Below are 16,617 nucleotides of genomic sequence, written 5' to 3'. Positions count from 1 at the left end.
TCTTATTGAGTGAAAATGTCTAAACCAGAGAGCGATCAGCTACGTACCGTGCGTTTTTCGATGCGCTTCTCGAATGAGCCTTGAATAATGCGATCCACATAGATACCGGGGGTATGGATCTGGCTTGGCTCCAATTCGCCTGGTTCAACAATTTCCTCAACTTCTACAACCGTTATTTTTCCAGCAGTGGCTGCCATGGGATTGAAGTTCTGTGCCGTATGCCGATACATGACGTTGCCGTAGCGATCCGCTTTCCAGCCTTTAACAATCGCGAAATCACCGGTAATGGCTTCTTCTAAAATATAGTGGCGGCCGTTAAATTCACGCACCTCTTTACCTTCACCAATAGGTGTGCCGTAACCTGTGGCGGTATAGAATGCAGGGATACCCGCACCACCGGCGCGCATTTTCTCGGCCAGCGTGCCTTGGGGTGTTAGCACAACTTCAATTTCGTCGTTAAGCATTTGCTGTTCAAACAATGCGTTCTCGCCAACATAAGAAGCGAGAATTTTACGAATCTGACGATCTTCGAGCAGCACACCTAGCCCGAAACCATCAACACCGCAATTGTTAGACACTACCGTGAGGTCAGTGACAGCCCGACGTTTAATCTCAGCGATCAAATTTTCAGGAATGCCGCAAAGGCCAAAACCGCCAGCAATAACGGTCATGCCACTTTCGATACCTTCCATCGCTTCCTCATAGGAAGATACACGCTTGTCAAATCCTGCCATTGTTATGCCTCGCATTATTATCGGTGGTACGTTGCACGCGTCGTTATGATGCGGTTGGATCTGTATAGCCAGTGTTGTACCAGATGATATATTTGTTAAGTTTGTTTTTCTTATCAATTTATATAAAAAATTTATTAAAGGGTCCGTATGACCGTTAAGCAACTTCGCGCTTTTCTGGCGGTAGCCCAAACCCTGAGCTTTACCCAAGCCTGTGAGCGCCTGCACCTGTCTCAGCCAGCGCTCAGCTTGGCCATCAAAGGGCTTGAAGATTCGCTGGGGGGAAAGCTGTTGATACGCAGTACCCGTAGCGTCCGACTCACACCTGAGGGTGAAACCCTTATCCCACTAGCGAAGCATTTACTTGCTCAGTGGGATAATACTGAAGAGCGACTGCGCCAACGCTTCACTCTCCAGCTTGGCCGTTTAAGCGTAGCAGCCATGCCCTCTTTTGCGTGTAATTTACTGCCCAGCGCCCTGGTTACCTTCCGTCGGCAATATCCTAAGATCAATATTACTGTCCATGATGTTATCAACGAAGAAGTCATCGACATGGTGCGCTCTCGCCAAGTGGAAATCGGCATTGCCTTTTTGCCCGAAGGAACCGGCAGCTTAACGTTTACGCCACTCTTTGAAGATCAATTTATCGCTGTTGTCCCCCCCCAATCAGACTTGGCCCAGGCCAACACACTGAGCTGGGCCACCTTGTTACAACAGGATTTTATTACCCTTCAACGCCCATCAATGGTACGTAGATTGTTAGAGCAAGGACTTGCCAAACAACACATTGACTTACCGGTCGCTTTTGAAAGCCATCAGCTCTCAACCGTTGGTAGAATGGTGGCCGATGGCTTAGGCGTAAGTGCCGTGCCTTCAATGTGTATTCAGCAAATGCACCAACTCGGCGCTCGTTGCGTTCCCTTAACCTCACCAGGCATTGCCTGCCGAGTGGGGATACTGACGCATCATGAGTTATCTGTCGCGGCACAGGCTCTGAGCAAAGTGCTAATCGAAGGTATCAACACACCGACACTGACGCCCTAGCACATCCGTTAAGCATGCTAAGGTTTGGTAATATACTGGGCAGCGTGGGCGTGATCCTTTAGCATTTACGCGGGGTTGCCTATAAATTGGTCACCTAGCGCTAAAATTGCACCACTGGTGTCATCATACGTAAAAGGAACTGTGGTATGTCTACTGCCAAAGGAGTCGTCAGCCTGTTGCTGCTGACGCTAACGACACTGTTTTGGGGCGTGCCACTCATTTTGTTAACGCTGTTAAAAGTCATCACCCCAGGACGACATCAAAAACAGAGAATTCTTGATGGTCTGTGCCGCGTTGCGCTCAATTGGATTGGCGCAAATCTGTGGTGGATGCGCCGGTGGATCAAGCCTGATGTAAACATCAGCATTCCGGACTCACTCAGCCCACATCAATGGTGGCTGGTTATTTCAAACCACCGCAGTTGGACAGATATCTTCATTCTTTTTATGGCATTGCATCGCCGCATTCCAATGCCCCGGTTCTTTTTGAAACATCAGTTAATTTGGATTCCTATCGTCGGACTGGCATTTTGGGCGTTAGAATTCCCTTTTATGCGGCGCTTCAGTCGAGAGCAACTTGCCAAAAACCCTAAACTCGCCACTATCGACCGTGAGTCAACTGAGCGCGTTTGTCGGCAAGCTAGAAATGCCCCCATTGCAATATTTAATTTTGTCGAGGGGACACGCTTTACCGTAGCAAAACGGGAAAAACAGCAAAGCCCATTTCGGCACTTACTGAGACCCAAGGCTGGCGGTGTCTCTCAGGTGCTTAGCCTGCTTGGTGACAAACTGGATGGCATTTTGGATGTCACCATCAGCTATGAAAACCCAACGCCAACTTTCTGGGGTTTTCTATGCGGAAAAGAGGCTTGCATCACACTTAACGCAAGGCAACTCGCTATTCCCCAATGGATGAACGAAGCCAACTATCACGAAGAACAGCAGCACAAGGAACGGTTCCACGCATGGATCAATTCACTCTGGCAGGAAAAAGACGCCTTGCTAGCCAAGCAAACCAATCACGACTAGCTCGATGGTTAGCGGCCTGTTTGCTAGCAACGTTGTTAGCGGGATGTGCTGGTTCTCCCTCTTCAAATGATCAAAACAACCCTGTGCCCAGTAGCACTGCCGGTCAAATAAATGGTGAATGGGTAGCGGTACAGCGTGGCGATACGCTGGGAAAACTTGCCAACCGGGCAAACGTTCCACTGGAACGTCTTGAACGCTTCAACCCTGGAACAAATGCTCAACGCTTAAACGTTGGACAACGTCTATTAATACCTACCCAGCAAGAGCGAGCGCCCTCTGGCGGGCCCTATCGCTACCAGATTCGGCCTGGCGATACCTATTCAAGTATCGCGCGCCATTTTGGCACCACATCAGGGCGTATGCAGAGTGCCAATCCTGGCACCTCTCCCACAGCGCTCAGAGTTGGCCAAATTGTCAGTGTACCGCTGAGTAGCAGCACCACCTCAAGCAGCGCCAGCAGTTCCAGCACTAGCCAGCCAGCACCGACGCCAAGCGCAAGCTTGCCTGCATCTGCACGTCGTTGGCCTTGGCCCTTAGAGGATTATCGGATTGTGCGCCGTTTTGGTGCCGATAGCCGTGGTACGCTTCAACCTATGCTACTGGCCACCCAAGCCGGTGCCAAAGCCCAAGCAGTCGCGCCAGGTGAAGTGCGTTTTGCTGATGGAATGCGCCAGCTTGGCGAAGTTGTCATTATTCATCATGCGGATAACTTACAAACCGTCTACGCACTGTGCGAACGCATTTTAGTCCGTGTCGGCCAGCAAGTGAGTACAGGCGACCCACTTTGTGATGTCGGCCAAAGCAGTGCCTCACAGCGCTACGACCTGCTTTTTGACCTGCGCCAAGGCGGAAAACCTATCGACCCCCGACAAGTATTAAGATGAAGTAAAAAAAGCCCCTGAATTTCAGGGGCTTTTTTCATGAACAGTGGCGGTGTTAGCCGCGATAATAGCCTGGCTTCACAAACGGAGTTGGTGTCACCACCATCGGCAGCTGTTTACCTCTCACCAACGCATAAACTGTGGTCTCCGGCGCTTCCCATTCACGCCCCACGTACCCCATGGCAATTGGCTTACCAACACTTGGCCCAAAGCCACCGGAAGTCACAACACCAATTTCATTGCCCTTTGCATCAACTAAAAGCGCGCCCTCTCTTACTGGTGCACGCCCTTCTGCCACTAGCCCTACCCGCTTACGCGTGTGATCTTTCGCGGCTACTTGGTGCAGAATAAGCTCCGCCCCTGGGAAACCTGCCGGACGCTCCCCAGCCTGTCGGCGAGGCTTACCAATCGCCCAAATAAGCCCAGCTTCTACAGGCGTCGTTGTCATATCCATATCGTGCCCGTACAAACACAGCCCTGCTTCTAGGCGAAGCGAGTCGCGCGCACCCAAGCCAATTGCTTCAACTTCGGGTTCAGCTAACAGCTGCTCTGCCAATGCCTGGCATGCATCAGAAGCCACTGATATTTCAAAGCCATCTTCACCGGTGTAACCGCTACGACTAATCCAGACTTCCTGCCCCGCCATCGTGAAGCGGCCATGCTGCATAAACGTTAACTCACACGCTTGGGGGCACAGACGTTCCATGACATCGCGGGCTTGCGGGCCTTGCAGAGCCAGTAGCCCACGGTCGAGTACCTCTATGTGATGTGTAGCAGAAAGATTGGTGCGCAGATGGGCAATATCCTGCTCTTTGCAAGCAGCATTGACGACCAGATAAAAATGATCACCTGCATTGACGGCCATTAGATCATCGATAATACCGCCATCAGTCCCGGTTAATAGTCCATAGCGCTGCTCACCTTTGCTTAACCCCACTAGGTCTGCTGGGATGAGTGACTCAAGCGCCTCAGCAACATTGTCGCCAGAAACCGCTATTTGGCCCATGTGAGAAACATCAAACAGCCCACATTGTTGACGCGTATGCTCATGCTCTTTTTTGACACCCAATGGGTATTGCACCGGCATGTCATAACCCGCAAAGGGAACCATTTTGGCTCCTAGCGAAAGATGCAATTCATGAAGTGGCGTCTGTTTAAGGTCGGTCATGGGATTTCCTCGGTCGAGAAAGAGAAACGGGAAGCCATGACTGGCTTCCCGGCTCTATTACATCTTATCGGCCCATATTACGTTGAATAGGGCTTACTTATCATGATCCAGCGCTTCACCTGGCAGCACGTCTTTGCCTGCAAAGTAATCACGGGTAAGTTTGAATACCACTGGCGAAAGTAGCGCCAACGCGATCAAGTTCGGAATGGCCATCATAGCGTTAAAGGTATCAGCCATCAGCCAAATAAAACCAAGCTGCGCGATAGCACCCAGCGGGATTGCCAGAACGAACAGCACGCGATACAGCATAATCGAACGTGTACCGAACAGGAACTGACAGCACTTCTCGCCGTAGAAAGACCAGCCAAGAATCGTGGTGAAGGCAAACACAGCCAGGGCAATCGCAACAATCTGGTTACCAAAACCGGGCAAGGCAGCATCGAACGAAAGTGCCGTCAGCGATGCACCCGCCTCACCATCAATCCATACTGTGGAGGTCAAAATAACCAGTGCCGTAATGGTACAAACGACAATCGTATCGATAAAGGTACCCAGCATGGCGATGAGGCCTTGGCGAACCGGGTTTTTGGTCTGCGCTGCTGCGTGTGCAATGGGTGCACTACCTAAACCTGCTTCGTTAGAGAAAATACCGCGTGCTACACCAAACCGGATAGCAGCCATGACTGCCGCACCGGCAAAGCCACCCGCTGCTGCCATCGGATTAAAGGCGTAATAGAAAATCAAACCAAACGCTTCACCAATTTGGCTTGCATTCACGATCAAGACCAACAGCCCGGCAATCACGTAAGCAATCCCCATGATGGGCACTAGTTTACCGGCTACTTTTGCAATGCGCTTAATGCCGCCGAGGATAACAGCCCCCGCCAGCACCATGATAATTACGCCGGTTAGCCAATGCGGAACACCAAAGGTAGAGTCCATTGCATCCGCTACAGAGTTTGACTGTACGGTATTACCGATCCCGAAAGCCGCTACCGCACCAAAGAATGAGAACAGCCCACCCAGCCAGAGCCATTTCTTACCGAGGCCATTCTTTATATAGAACATCGGGCCACCAACGTGGTAGCCAGTGCTATCGGTTTCACGATAACGCACAGCAAGAACTGCTTCGGAAAATTTAGTGGCCATCCCCACTAACGCAGTGATCCACATCCAGAACACCGCGCCTGGGCCACCAAGCGCAATAGCCGTTGCCACACCCGCGATATTACCTGTGCCAATCGTCGCGGATAGCGCCGTCATCAGTGCATCAAAAGGTGAAATCTCACCGTCTTGGTCAGCAGACGTCTGGTCAGCATCTGCTTTGCTAGGCTTAGTGTCGCGGCCCTTCCACATGAGCTTGAAACCCACACCAAGCTTTCTAATCGGCATCAGCTTCAAGCCAATCTGTAAGTAAATCCCTACGCCTAGCAGTAGGACCAACATTATCGGGCCCCAAACGACACCGTTAATTGCCCCTAGGAGGTTGGTTAGTATTTCCACGTGTTTCTCCTTACCCTGTTCGTTAGCTCGTTTATTATGGGTACCGGGCAGTCAAGCTGCCTTGTTTTATGCTGCTGAGGTTATCAAACGTTTCCACCATAGCGCGTCTCACGCTTTGAAAAAACGCATAATTGGCATGTTTTACACCATTTTCCTAGTGCGCATCCATTGTCATGTCGCAACTCAGTAGAGAAAGCATCTGTTTTCAAAAAAACTAGCAGATATAAAGCATCAGGAAACACGACGTGTTTTTTTTGCCACCATGGGGCGTTGAAGAAATTTGTTTCCGATCGGAAACACGTTAACATAGGGCACAGATCGCCTGACTTAGAACTGGCCAATAGTCGCCAAGGCGAACGACAGGCGTTAGTATGCTCCTGTCCAGACAACTGTTTCATAAAGGGAATCATCATGAGCAATCTTCCTGCCAATCTTCGTTATGCCGCAAGCCACGAATGGGTACTTGACCACCAAGACGGTACCGTCACTATCGGCATTACTGATCATGCCCAAGAAGCGCTGGGTGACGTTGTTTTCGTTGAACTGCCAGAAGTCGGTCAGGCACTCAACAAAGGCCAAGAGTTCGGCGTTATCGAGTCTGTTAAGGCGGCTTCTGACCTTTACTCGCCGGTTAACGGTGAAGTTATCGAAGTGAATGAGGCGCTTGAAGATTCGCCGGAGACAGTCAATGAAGCGCCTTATGAAGGTGGTTGGATCATGAAGGTGCGCCTGACAGACACAGCCCTTGACGGGTTGCTAGACGCAGATGCTTACCAGGCAACACTTAGTTCAGACGATTAATTAGTCGGAAAGCCTGCGTAAAGCAGGCTTTCTAGTTTCACCCTGCGCGGTTTTCTCATTACGTTCGGAACCCTCCCATGCCATTTGAAACACGCCGTTTGGCCGAACTGGCCGACCATGATGCTTTTATCAAACGCCACAATGGGCCTAGCCCCGCTGATGTCGACACTATGTTAAAAGCGCTCAATTTGCAGCGCATGGAAGATCTTATTGAGCAAACCGTGCCAAGCGATATCCGCCTTGGCCGTGAGTTAGCCCTGGACGACCCACGCAGCGAAGCAGAAGCGCTAGACTACCTAAGCCAGCTGGCGCGCCAAAATCGTGTGGCTAAGAGCTACATCGGCCAAGGTTACTACGGCACCCACATGCCAGCGGTCATTCAGCGCAATGTGCTGGAAAATCCGGGCTGGTACACCGCTTATACGCCTTATCAGCCTGAGATCTCTCAAGGCCGACTAGAGGGCCTGCTTAACTTTCAGCAGGTCATTATGGATTTAACCGGCATGGAGCTTGCTAATGCTTCATTGCTGGACGAAGCGACCGCTGCAGCGGAAGCGATGGCACTATGCAAGCGCAGCAACAAGAAAAGTAAGTCAACAACCTTCTTTGTTGCCGATGATCTATTTCCGCAAACGTTAGACGTTATTAAAACTCGCGCGGAGTTTTTTGGCTTTGAGCTAATCAGTGGCCCCGCTGAAACGCTGGCAGAACACGATGTGTTTGGTGCCCTGGTGCAATACCCTTCCGCCAGCGGCAACATCACGGACCTTTCTCCTCTACTAAGTGCTGCCAAAGAACGCGGCATCATGACGTGCGTCGCCACGGATCTATTGAGCCTAGTGCTACTTAAAGAACCAGGAGCAATGGGCGCTGATATCGTCGTCGGTAACTCCCAGCGTTTTGGTGTCCCCATGGGCTTTGGTGGCCCGCATGCAGCTTTCTTCGCCACATCCGATAAGCTAAAGCGCTCGATTCCTGGCCGCATTATTGGTGTCTCAAAAGATAGCCGCGGTAACACTGCATTGCGCATGGCCATGCAGACCCGCGAGCAGCATATCCGCCGCGAGAAAGCGACCTCCAATATTTGTACTGCTCAGGCACTACTAGCAAATATTGCTGGCTTCTACGCCACCTACCATGGTGCAGAGGGTCTTCGCAAAATTGCAGGCCGCGTACATCGCCTCACTACTTTATTAGCGGAAGGCCTTAAGCAAGGTGGGGTCACGTTAGCGAACGACAGCTGGTTTGATACACTCCGCCTGACTCAAATAGATGCGGGTAAAATTCATGGCCGCGCCATGACGCATGACATCAACCTTCATTACTTCGCCAATGGCGATGTGGGCATTAGCCTGGATGAAACGACAACGGCTCACGACGTCGCGACGCTTTTTGATGTGCTGTTAGGCGATGAGCACGGCTTGTCCGTCGCAGCGTTTGATGGACAGGTCATTAGTGACGAGCTTAGCGGCATTCCTGCGCTGTATCGGCGTGAAAGCAGCTTTTTGGAACACCCCACGTTTACCCGTTATCGCAGTGAAACCGAGATGCTGCGTTATTTGAAACGTCTCGAAAATAAAGACCTTTCCTTAGCTCATGCCATGATCCCGCTGGGTTCGTGCACGATGAAGCTAAACGCTACCAGTGAAATGATTCCGATCTCCTGGCCTGCGTTTGCGCACCTCCACCCGTTCGCCCCTCGCGATCAAGTGGCCGGCTATCATCAAATGATTGATGAGCTAGCCGCCTTCTTAGTGGAAGTGACGGGGTATGACCATATCTCCATGCAACCCAACTCAGGTGCCCAGGGTGAATATGCGGGTCTGCTGGCTATTCGTCGCTATCAGGCAGCACAAGGTGAAGCTCATCGTGATGTGTGCTTAATCCCCAGCTCTGCCCACGGCACTAACCCTGCGTCTGCCGCCATGCTAAGCATGGACGTTGTCGTGGTTGAGTGTGACGCCAACGGCAACATTGACCTGGATGATCTAACGCGCAAAGCCGAGCAGCACAGTGATCGCCTATCTGCCGTAATGATCACGTATCCCTCTACTCACGGTGTCTTCGAGTCCCATGTTCGCAAGGTTTGCGAGGTAGTACATCAGCATGGCGGCCAAGTGTATGTGGATGGTGCCAACATGAATGCTCAGGTGGGGTTGACGCGGCCCGGTGACTTCGGTGGTGATGTCTCGCACCTCAATCTGCACAAAACATTTTGTATACCCCACGGTGGCGGTGGCCCGGGAATGGGCCCGATTGGTGTCAAAGCTCACCTTGCCCCCTTCGTTTCCAATCACGTGGTTACGCCTATTAATGGTGTTAACCCAGAAAACAGTGCGGTTTCCGCTGCAGCATTTGGCAGCGCGTCAATTCTGCCAATTTCCTGGGCTTACATTAAGATGATGGGCGCACGTGGGCTTCGCGAAGCAACTGAGCTGGCTATTCTTAATGCCAATTATATTGCCAAGCGATTAGAGAGTGCTTACCCGATTCTCTACCGTGGCCAGAACGGCAATGTCGCCCACGAATGCATCATCGATATTCGTCCGCTCAAGAGTGCTTCCGGTATCAGTGAAGAAGATATTGCCAAGCGTCTGATGGACTACGGTTTCCATGCACCGACCATGTCGTTCCCTGTGCCCGGCACACTGATGATCGAGCCTACAGAGTCTGAGTCACTCTACGAAATTGATCGCTTCTGTGATGCCATGATCGCGATTCGAGAAGAGATTGCGCGCGTCGAAAAGGGTGATTGGCCGCTGGATAATAACCCGTTGGTGAATGCCCCTCATACCCAAGCAGATTTGATGGATAGCGAGTGGCAACGCCCTTATGACCGTAAACTGGGCGCCTTCCCAACTGATGCTGTTGCTGCGTCAAAGTATTGGCCTGCGGTTAACCGCGTTGATAACGTATTCGGTGATCGGCAACTTATCTGCACTTGCCCTAGCATTGACGAATACCGTCGTTAATACTCAACGCATACACTATTAAACGACAAGACATCCCTGTCTCTTAAACGCCCTTGGCGCTCGTTATTCGGGCACCAGGGGCGTTTTTTCTTGCAGGCGTTGGTGATGAAACCCCTCCAGTAGCTTTTCATAACGTTTCGGCAAGACCGAATCTCGCCGGCGCAGCAGATAAAGCACTTCATTAATCCCTTGAGGTAACGCCAACGCTTTTACTTGGCGTTGCCAAGGAGAGGTTTCTAACACCAAGCGTGAGACAACGGTAAAACCTAGCCCTCGCGCGACCGCATCCAGCACCATGCTCACTTCGTTAGTAAACCCCTGATGCCGAAAATGCGTCATTGAACGAAATTCGTCTGGATAATTGGCGCGCAGCAGTGCATTGGCGTGATTAATGCCGTCGTAGTAATTAAGAAAACCAATGCCCATCAGGTCGGTTAGCGTGCTGCCAGCAAAATCAGCAGGCACGACTAAACATAATGGCTCTTTGTGCCATACCGTGCAGGTCAGTTCGGTATGGTTGACCTGCTCAGTCACGATGCCAATATCGTAGCGGCCTTCAAGCAGGTCATTAACGATTTCGTGATTAAAAGCAAAACTGTAATTGACCGTTAAGTTGGGGTGCATCTGCTGCTGACCAAGAATAAAAGGATAAAACATCAAGCCAACACTTCCTGGAGATGCAATCCGGCATTCACCGCTATCCAGCGAGTCGTCATCTAAACCATGGCGAAACTGCTCATGCTCGGCAAATAGCTTCAACGCATAATCATAAGCCCTTCGTCCAGACTCCGTTAGCGTAAAACTTCTGCCCTTTCTCTCTATCAGCGGTTTATCTAAATAGCTTTCTAACTTGCGGATATGCTGGCTGACGCCAGGCTGCGTCATCTCCAAACGGCGCGCAGTTCGTGTGAAACTCCCCGTTTCCACTAACGTTATAAACGTCCGAAAATACTGGGCATTAAACATAATAAAGCGCCATCTTGACTAGCCACCGTGTGCTCTTAACGAGAGCACAGAGTAGCACAATCCGACTCTTAAACGGACGCTAAGGACCGTCACTACCCTTATTGCTTGAATTCAGTTAGTAAAGGCCATGATAGTATGTGGTTTCGTTAACAATATGATTAGGGACAGCCAGACTAATGACGCAACTCCCAGTGCCGCGCGCCACCATTTCCAGCATTATTTCCCCGGAAGGCAGCCTCGAAGTGCTTTCCCAGCATGAGGTCAACCGTTTAAAAAGCACCTCTAAAAGTGGCTTGCATGATCTGCTACGCCGCTGTGCACTCGCGGTGCTTAACTGCGGCAGCCCAACGGATGATAGTTTGGCCATTATGGAAGCCTACAAAGACTTTGATATTGAAGTCTTACAGCAAGACCGAGGCATCCGTCTTAAGCTAACCAATGCGCCCGCCGAAGCCTTTGTCGACGGACGAATGATTCGTGGTATACGTGAACATTTATCATCCATTCTTCGCGACATTGTTTATGTTTACAACGAAATCCAACACCACAAGCGGTTTGATTTAACCACGGGTGAAGGCACAACTAACGCCGTGTTTCATATCCTGCGCAAGGCGGGCACGCTGAAGCCGGGACGCGACCCAAGCTTGGTGGTGTGCTGGGGTGGCCACTCGATTTCCAGAGAAGAGTATGAATATACCAAGGACGTTGGTTATCACCTTGGCTTGCGAGATCTAGACATCTGCACCGGCTGCGGCCCTGGCGCCATGAAAGGCCCCATGAAAGGAGCTAACGTTGCCCATGCAAAACAGCGTCGTAAAGATGGCCGCTATTTAGGTATTTCTGAGCCAGGCATCATTGCAGCCGAAGCGCCCAACCCTATCGTTAATGAGCTAGTTGTCATGCCAGACATCGAAAAACGGCTCGAAGCATTCGTGCGTTTAGGGCACGGTATTATTGTTTTCCCCGGAGGGGTGGGTACTGCAGAAGAAATTCTTTACCTACTGGGAATTCTGCTTCATCCAAGCAATCACGATATTCCCTACCCACTCGTGTTTACTGGCCCAGCTGATTCCGCCGAGTACTTCCAGAAAATCGATGAATTCTTAGTTTATACGCTGGGCGAGGATATCCGCCGCTACTACACAATTATTACCGGCAACCCTGTGGCCGTCGCACGTAAAATGCGTGAAGAAATTGACGAGATTGCAGACTTCCGCCGCACGCATCAGGACGCTTTTTACTACAACTGGCGTCTTACCATTGCACGTGACTTTCAGGCACCCTTCGAGCCCACCCATGAAGCTATGCGCGGTCTAGCGCTTCACCGTCAGCAGCCAACCCATGAACTAGCGGCCAACTTGCGTCGTGCTTTTTCTGGCATTGTGGCGGGTAACGTTAAAGAGCCAGGGATTCGAGCAATTGAAGCCCATGGACCTTTTGAGTTAACTGCTGAACCAGAACTCATGCAGCGCTTAGACGAGCTATTAACCTCATTTGTCGCCCAAGGACGCATGAAACTTGATGGACAAGCATATACACCCTGCTATGTTCTCAAGTAACTAATTTAGCAAGCACAGCCTTTATCAGGCGCAACCCAGTCGCGCTGCGCCTGATACATCAGGAAATTCACCGTGATTATTGCTCTTTTAACGCTGATTGCAGCAGGCATCATCAAAGGTGCCATCGGTTCTGGCGTGCCAGTCATCGTAGTCCCTGTACTCACCATGCTCTACGACGTGAAGCTGGCTATTGCCGTGTTAATAGCCCCCAATTTGTTCAGTAACATTTTACAAGTATGGCAATATCGGCACCATTTGTTACCACTGCGTTTTCTCGCTGCCTTCTCTCTTTCTGGCGGGCTAGGCATTGTGCTGGGCACATGGGGCTTAGTCGTGTTATCACCCACTCTTTTATCGCTTGGGGTGGCCGCGTCGATCGTGCTCTATTTGGTCATCAAAATAGCTAGGCGAACGATCGCCCTTCCTTTCGCGACTGCCAACCGCATCGTGCTGCCTGTCGGTTTGCTCGCTGGCGTTCTGCAAGGTGCTGCGGGCATGTCAGCACCCGCATCTGTGACGTTTCTAAACGCAATGCAATTGGAGCGCCGCGTGTTTATCGGCTCTATCTCGGTGTTTTTTGTTGCTATCACCTGCGTGCAAATACCCGCGCTGCTGAGTGCGGAAATACTCACACTGGAACGTACGCTTTACAGCTTTATAGCACTATTCGTAATTCTCGCCGCCATGCCCATCGGCGCACAGCTCGGCAAACGCCTACCGCACCGCTGGTTTGATAATCTCATCATGCTGTTGCTGGCAGGTATTGCAGTCAAAATTATTGTGGATGCTGTGTTTTAAACCAAGCCTTACCACTAGACAGAAATGGCGCACAGGGAAATTACCCTAGCGCCACCTATGACTTGTTATCCCCCTAGGTGGCGCTGATCTTTTATAAACAGGGCATTACAATTAGCCCATGCTCAGTTTCTATTTAACCTTGAGCATGCGCCAGCCCACCTTCTCAGCTTCAATTAACAGATAAATCATTCCGCTACTTAAAATGATAGCTAGCCAATGCGTAATGCTTAACCCTTCGCTAGAGAAGATAAGCTGCATAAAGGGTAAATAGGTAAACGCCATTTGCAGCAACATCACCATCATAATAGCGATCCATACCGGCCGACTGCCAAAAATGCCGGCAAACGACAGCGTACTATTAATTAAAAAGCGGCTATTGATTAAATAAGCGGCACTGCCAGTGACCAGCATATTGACCGCCCCTGCCCGCGCTAGCGCTTCACTGCCCCCTTGGTTGAGTATCCAGGAGAACATGCCGAAGACGCCGACGAGCAGCAGCACAGACACAAAAATCACTCGCCACAATAAAAATAGATCAAGCAGCGGTGCTTTAGGGTCTCTGGGCTGGCGTGCCATTAAGTCTTTCTCCCCGCTCTCAAACGCTAATGCCAAGCCTAGCGTAATCGCTACCACCATATTTACCCATAATGCCTGTAACGGCGTTACCGGTAGCACCGAGCCTGATAGCACGGCAAGCATAATCGCCAAGCCCTGAGCAACATTGGTCGGCAGAATAAAGGTGATCGTTTTACGGATGTTATCGTAGACTTTGCGGCCTTCTTCAATAGCACTGACAATGGTTGCGAAGTTATCGTCTGCCAATACCATTTCAGAAGCATCTTTCGCCGCCTCAGTCCCCTGCACACCCATAGCAACGCCGACATCAGCACGTTTCAAGGCTGGCCCATCATTAACGCCATCTCCAGTCATGGAGCAAACCCCACCCCGTGCCTGCATCGCTTTTACTAAGCGCAGCTTATGTTCAGGAGATGCTCGAGCAAAGACATCAATCTCTAAAATAATGTCTTCTAACGCTTGATCGGACATCGCTTCAATTTCTCGCCCGGTAAGCGCTTTCTGGGTTTGCGCAAAACCCAGTTGTTTAGCAATAGCCAGCGCTGTCGAAGCATGATCACCGGTAATCATAACGGGACGAATACCCGCTTGTTGGCAACGTTTAACCGCTTCAATGGCCTCTTCTCTTGGTGGGTCCAGCAAGCCAATAATTCCCAGTAAGCGCAACCCACCTTCAATATGGTGATGATCAAGCTCATCAATTGCAGCGGCAGGTTTATCCGCAATGGCCAGAACGCGCAAACCTCGCGAGGAAAGCTCGTGAATACGGTTTTCCCACTCATTACGATCAATATCGACAGTGCCTTGCTTGGTAGCAACGCTGTCGCACATTTCTATCAAACGATCAGGCGCCCCCTTTACGATGACACGCTGGCCATCAGCTCCTGCATGCAGAGTGGCCATATACTTAAAGTCTGACTCGAAAGGGATCGCATCTACCCGCGGAAACTGCTGGCGCACCTCTGACGTTTTTATACCTGCTTTTTCACCGGCAACCACTAACGCGCCCTCTGTCGGGTCACCATAAATCTGATACTGTCCCGCCTGCTGTTGCAGCTCAGTGTCGTTACACAATACGCCAGCACATAAAAAATCGCTTAACGGTTGGGCACTGTCCATATCGACACATTCTGTGTCTTGTTCACCGCTGACACGCAGTCGATAAAAAGCCCCCTTGGGCGTGAAACCGATACCCTCGATGAAAAACTGCTCGTCACCCAGCCATACCGCTTGAGCCGTCATTTCATTGCGCGTCAATGTGCCCGTTTTATCGGAAAAAATAGTCGAGATGGAGCCTAACGTTTCTACTGCAGGAAGTCGTCGAATAATGGCGTTACGCTTCGCCATGCTTTGCACACCAAGCGCGAGCCCGATGGTGACAATGGCGGGTAGACCTTCGGGAATCGCGGCCACCGCTAGACCGACAGCAGCCATAAACATATCAGCAGCGGGCTGGTCATGAAGAAGCGTGCCTAACAACGCGGTAATAGCGGCGGCACCTAAAATAAAAATTGCCAGCACCCTGCCCGCACGATCAAGCTGCTGAAGCAACGGCGTTTTAATTTTTTCCACACCACGCAGAAGTTCGGAAATTTTGCCGATTTCAGTGTAGCGCCCCGTCTCAACGACCAAACCACGGGCATTGCCTTGTACCACAATCGTACTGGCAAACGCCATACTGCTTCGCTCCGCAAGATCCACATCTGCACTCACTGGGTGCGACTGCTTCTCTACAGGCACCGACTCCCCAGTTAGAGCCGCCTCGTCGGTGCGAAAACGCCGCGCTTCAATCAGTCGCACGTCCGCAGGTATCCGGTCACCACTTTCCACCAGCACGATGTCCCCAGGTACTAACGCTTCGGCAGGAATGGTAGTGCGCTTCCCGTCACGTATGACATTAGCCTGAGGAGAAAGCATATTGCGGATGCTATCAAGCGCCTGTTCAGCTTTTCCTTCCTGGATAAAACCAATCAGCGCGATCACGGCCACTACCCCTACAATGGCCGCCGCATCGATGACATGCCCAAGCAGGAAACTGGCAATGGCAGCAACCAGCAGTATAAGAATTAAAATATTATTCAGCTGATCCAATAAACGCCGATACCAAGGACGTCCCTGAGCCTGCTGAAGACGATTCGGCCCGTAGCGTTCTATACGCACTAGAGCCTCTGCAGTGGATAGGCCATCGACGGTAGCGGCCTGCCACGCCAGCGCTTGATCTATCGAGGCACAATGCCACTCTCGAGAAGGCTTCACTGGTGTTTGAGGGTTTTCCATCCATAAGCTCCCTTGTTAACTATACGGTCAGCTTACCGCAGGTTGCTGCACCGCAACACTGCTAATATTTATAAACTAACAAGGAAATGATGCAACGCAAAAAAAAGCCTCAAAATCAAGACTGAGTACGCCGAGTAAAACATCACAATGAATATTTTCTATAGATATGGGGGGCTGTTAATAGCGGTGAAAGTTGGTGTTTTTATTATATTGCGACCAACCAATGAAGTAAGCAAAGGTCAATATTATACCATTCAAATACTCGTATAATAAGTGGTTATGCAAAAGTTATCGAGTTACTTTTTCCGTAATT

12 protein-coding genes are annotated in these 16,617 nt (G+C 50.8%); 7 read left to right on the top strand and 5 right to left on the bottom strand.

Features of this window, described 5'->3' with window-relative positions:
- Nucleotides 1–35 precede the first annotated feature (35 nt).
- Nucleotides 36–734, bottom strand: a complete 699-nt coding sequence (locus INT19_RS07830) for a CoA transferase subunit A (protein WP_193060363.1) — start codon at nt 732–734, stop codon at nt 36–38.
- Nucleotides 735–881: 147 nt separating this feature from the next.
- On the opposite strand from INT19_RS07830, the gene INT19_RS07825 reads away from it, so the two are divergent.
- From INT19_RS07825 to INT19_RS07815, 3 genes are all read left to right on the top strand, one after another.
- The gene (locus INT19_RS07825; RefSeq protein WP_193060362.1) at nt 882–1,775 is read left to right on the top strand and encodes a LysR family transcriptional regulator; all 894 of its coding nucleotides are present in this window, start codon (nt 882–884) and stop codon (nt 1,773–1,775) included.
- 146 nt (nt 1,776–1,921) lie between these two features.
- The gene (locus INT19_RS07820; RefSeq protein ID WP_193060361.1) at nt 1,922–2,803 is read left to right on the top strand and encodes an acyltransferase; all 882 of its coding nucleotides are present in this window, start codon (nt 1,922–1,924) and stop codon (nt 2,801–2,803) included.
- On the top strand, nt 2,740–3,687 hold the full coding sequence (locus INT19_RS07815) for a LysM peptidoglycan-binding domain-containing protein (RefSeq protein ID WP_226912377.1): 948 nt from the start codon (nt 2,740–2,742) through the stop codon (nt 3,685–3,687). Before INT19_RS07820 ends, INT19_RS07815 begins: the two co-directional genes overlap by 64 nt.
- A 52-nt stretch (nt 3,688–3,739) precedes the next feature.
- On the opposite strand, the gene gcvT is transcribed toward INT19_RS07815, so the two are convergent.
- Nucleotides 3,740–4,852, bottom strand: a complete 1,113-nt coding sequence (gcvT, locus tag INT19_RS07810) for a glycine cleavage system aminomethyltransferase GcvT (protein ID WP_089038425.1) — start codon at nt 4,850–4,852, stop codon at nt 3,740–3,742.
- Nucleotides 4,853–4,945: 93 nt separating this feature from the next.
- On the bottom strand, nt 4,946–6,355 hold the full coding sequence (locus INT19_RS07805; RefSeq protein WP_089038426.1) for an alanine/glycine:cation symporter family protein: 1,410 nt from the start codon (nt 6,353–6,355) through the stop codon (nt 4,946–4,948).
- A 411-nt stretch (nt 6,356–6,766) separates the two neighbouring features.
- On the opposite strand from INT19_RS07805, the gene gcvH reads away from it, so the two are divergent.
- Together gcvH and gcvP are read left to right on the top strand one after the other, a co-directional pair.
- Nucleotides 6,767–7,156 (top strand): glycine cleavage system protein GcvH, encoded by a 390-nt coding sequence (gene gcvH / locus INT19_RS07800; RefSeq protein WP_089038427.1) that lies wholly within the window; start codon nt 6,767–6,769, stop codon nt 7,154–7,156.
- A 77-nt stretch (nt 7,157–7,233) separates the two neighbouring features.
- Complete coding sequence (gene gcvP / locus INT19_RS07795) at nt 7,234–10,128, top strand: aminomethyl-transferring glycine dehydrogenase (protein ID WP_193060360.1); 2,895 nt, start codon at nt 7,234–7,236, stop codon at nt 10,126–10,128.
- Between the two features lie 63 nt (nt 10,129–10,191).
- On the opposite strand, the gene INT19_RS07790 is transcribed toward gcvP, so the two are convergent.
- Entirely contained in the window at nt 10,192–11,094 is a 903-nt protein-coding gene (locus tag INT19_RS07790; protein WP_038484441.1) for a LysR family transcriptional regulator, read from the bottom strand.
- 176 nt (nt 11,095–11,270) lie between these two features.
- Between INT19_RS07790 and ppnN the strand changes: the two genes are divergently transcribed.
- Entirely contained in the window at nt 11,271–12,653 is a 1,383-nt protein-coding gene (gene ppnN / locus INT19_RS07785; RefSeq protein WP_089038429.1) for a nucleotide 5'-monophosphate nucleosidase PpnN, read from the top strand.
- Nucleotides 12,654–12,725: 72 nt separating this feature from the next.
- Nucleotides 12,726–13,451 (top strand): TSUP family transporter, encoded by a 726-nt coding sequence (locus INT19_RS07780; protein WP_193060359.1) that lies wholly within the window; start codon nt 12,726–12,728, stop codon nt 13,449–13,451.
- A 129-nt stretch (nt 13,452–13,580) separates the two neighbouring features.
- Here the strand turns inward: INT19_RS07780 and INT19_RS07775 are convergent, their stop codons facing one another.
- The gene (locus INT19_RS07775) at nt 13,581–16,304 is read right to left on the bottom strand and encodes an HAD-IC family P-type ATPase (protein ID WP_193060358.1); all 2,724 of its coding nucleotides are present in this window, start codon (nt 16,302–16,304) and stop codon (nt 13,581–13,583) included.
- Nucleotides 16,305–16,617 lie beyond the last annotated feature (313 nt).

The sequence above is a fragment of the Halomonas sp. 3A7M genome, from assembly GCF_014897875.1.
In the GTDB taxonomy this organism is placed as follows: Bacteria; Pseudomonadota; Gammaproteobacteria; order Pseudomonadales; family Halomonadaceae; genus Vreelandella.
The sequence above is the reverse complement of the archived record's forward strand: the minus strand, read 5'-3'. Positions and strand labels throughout refer to the sequence as shown.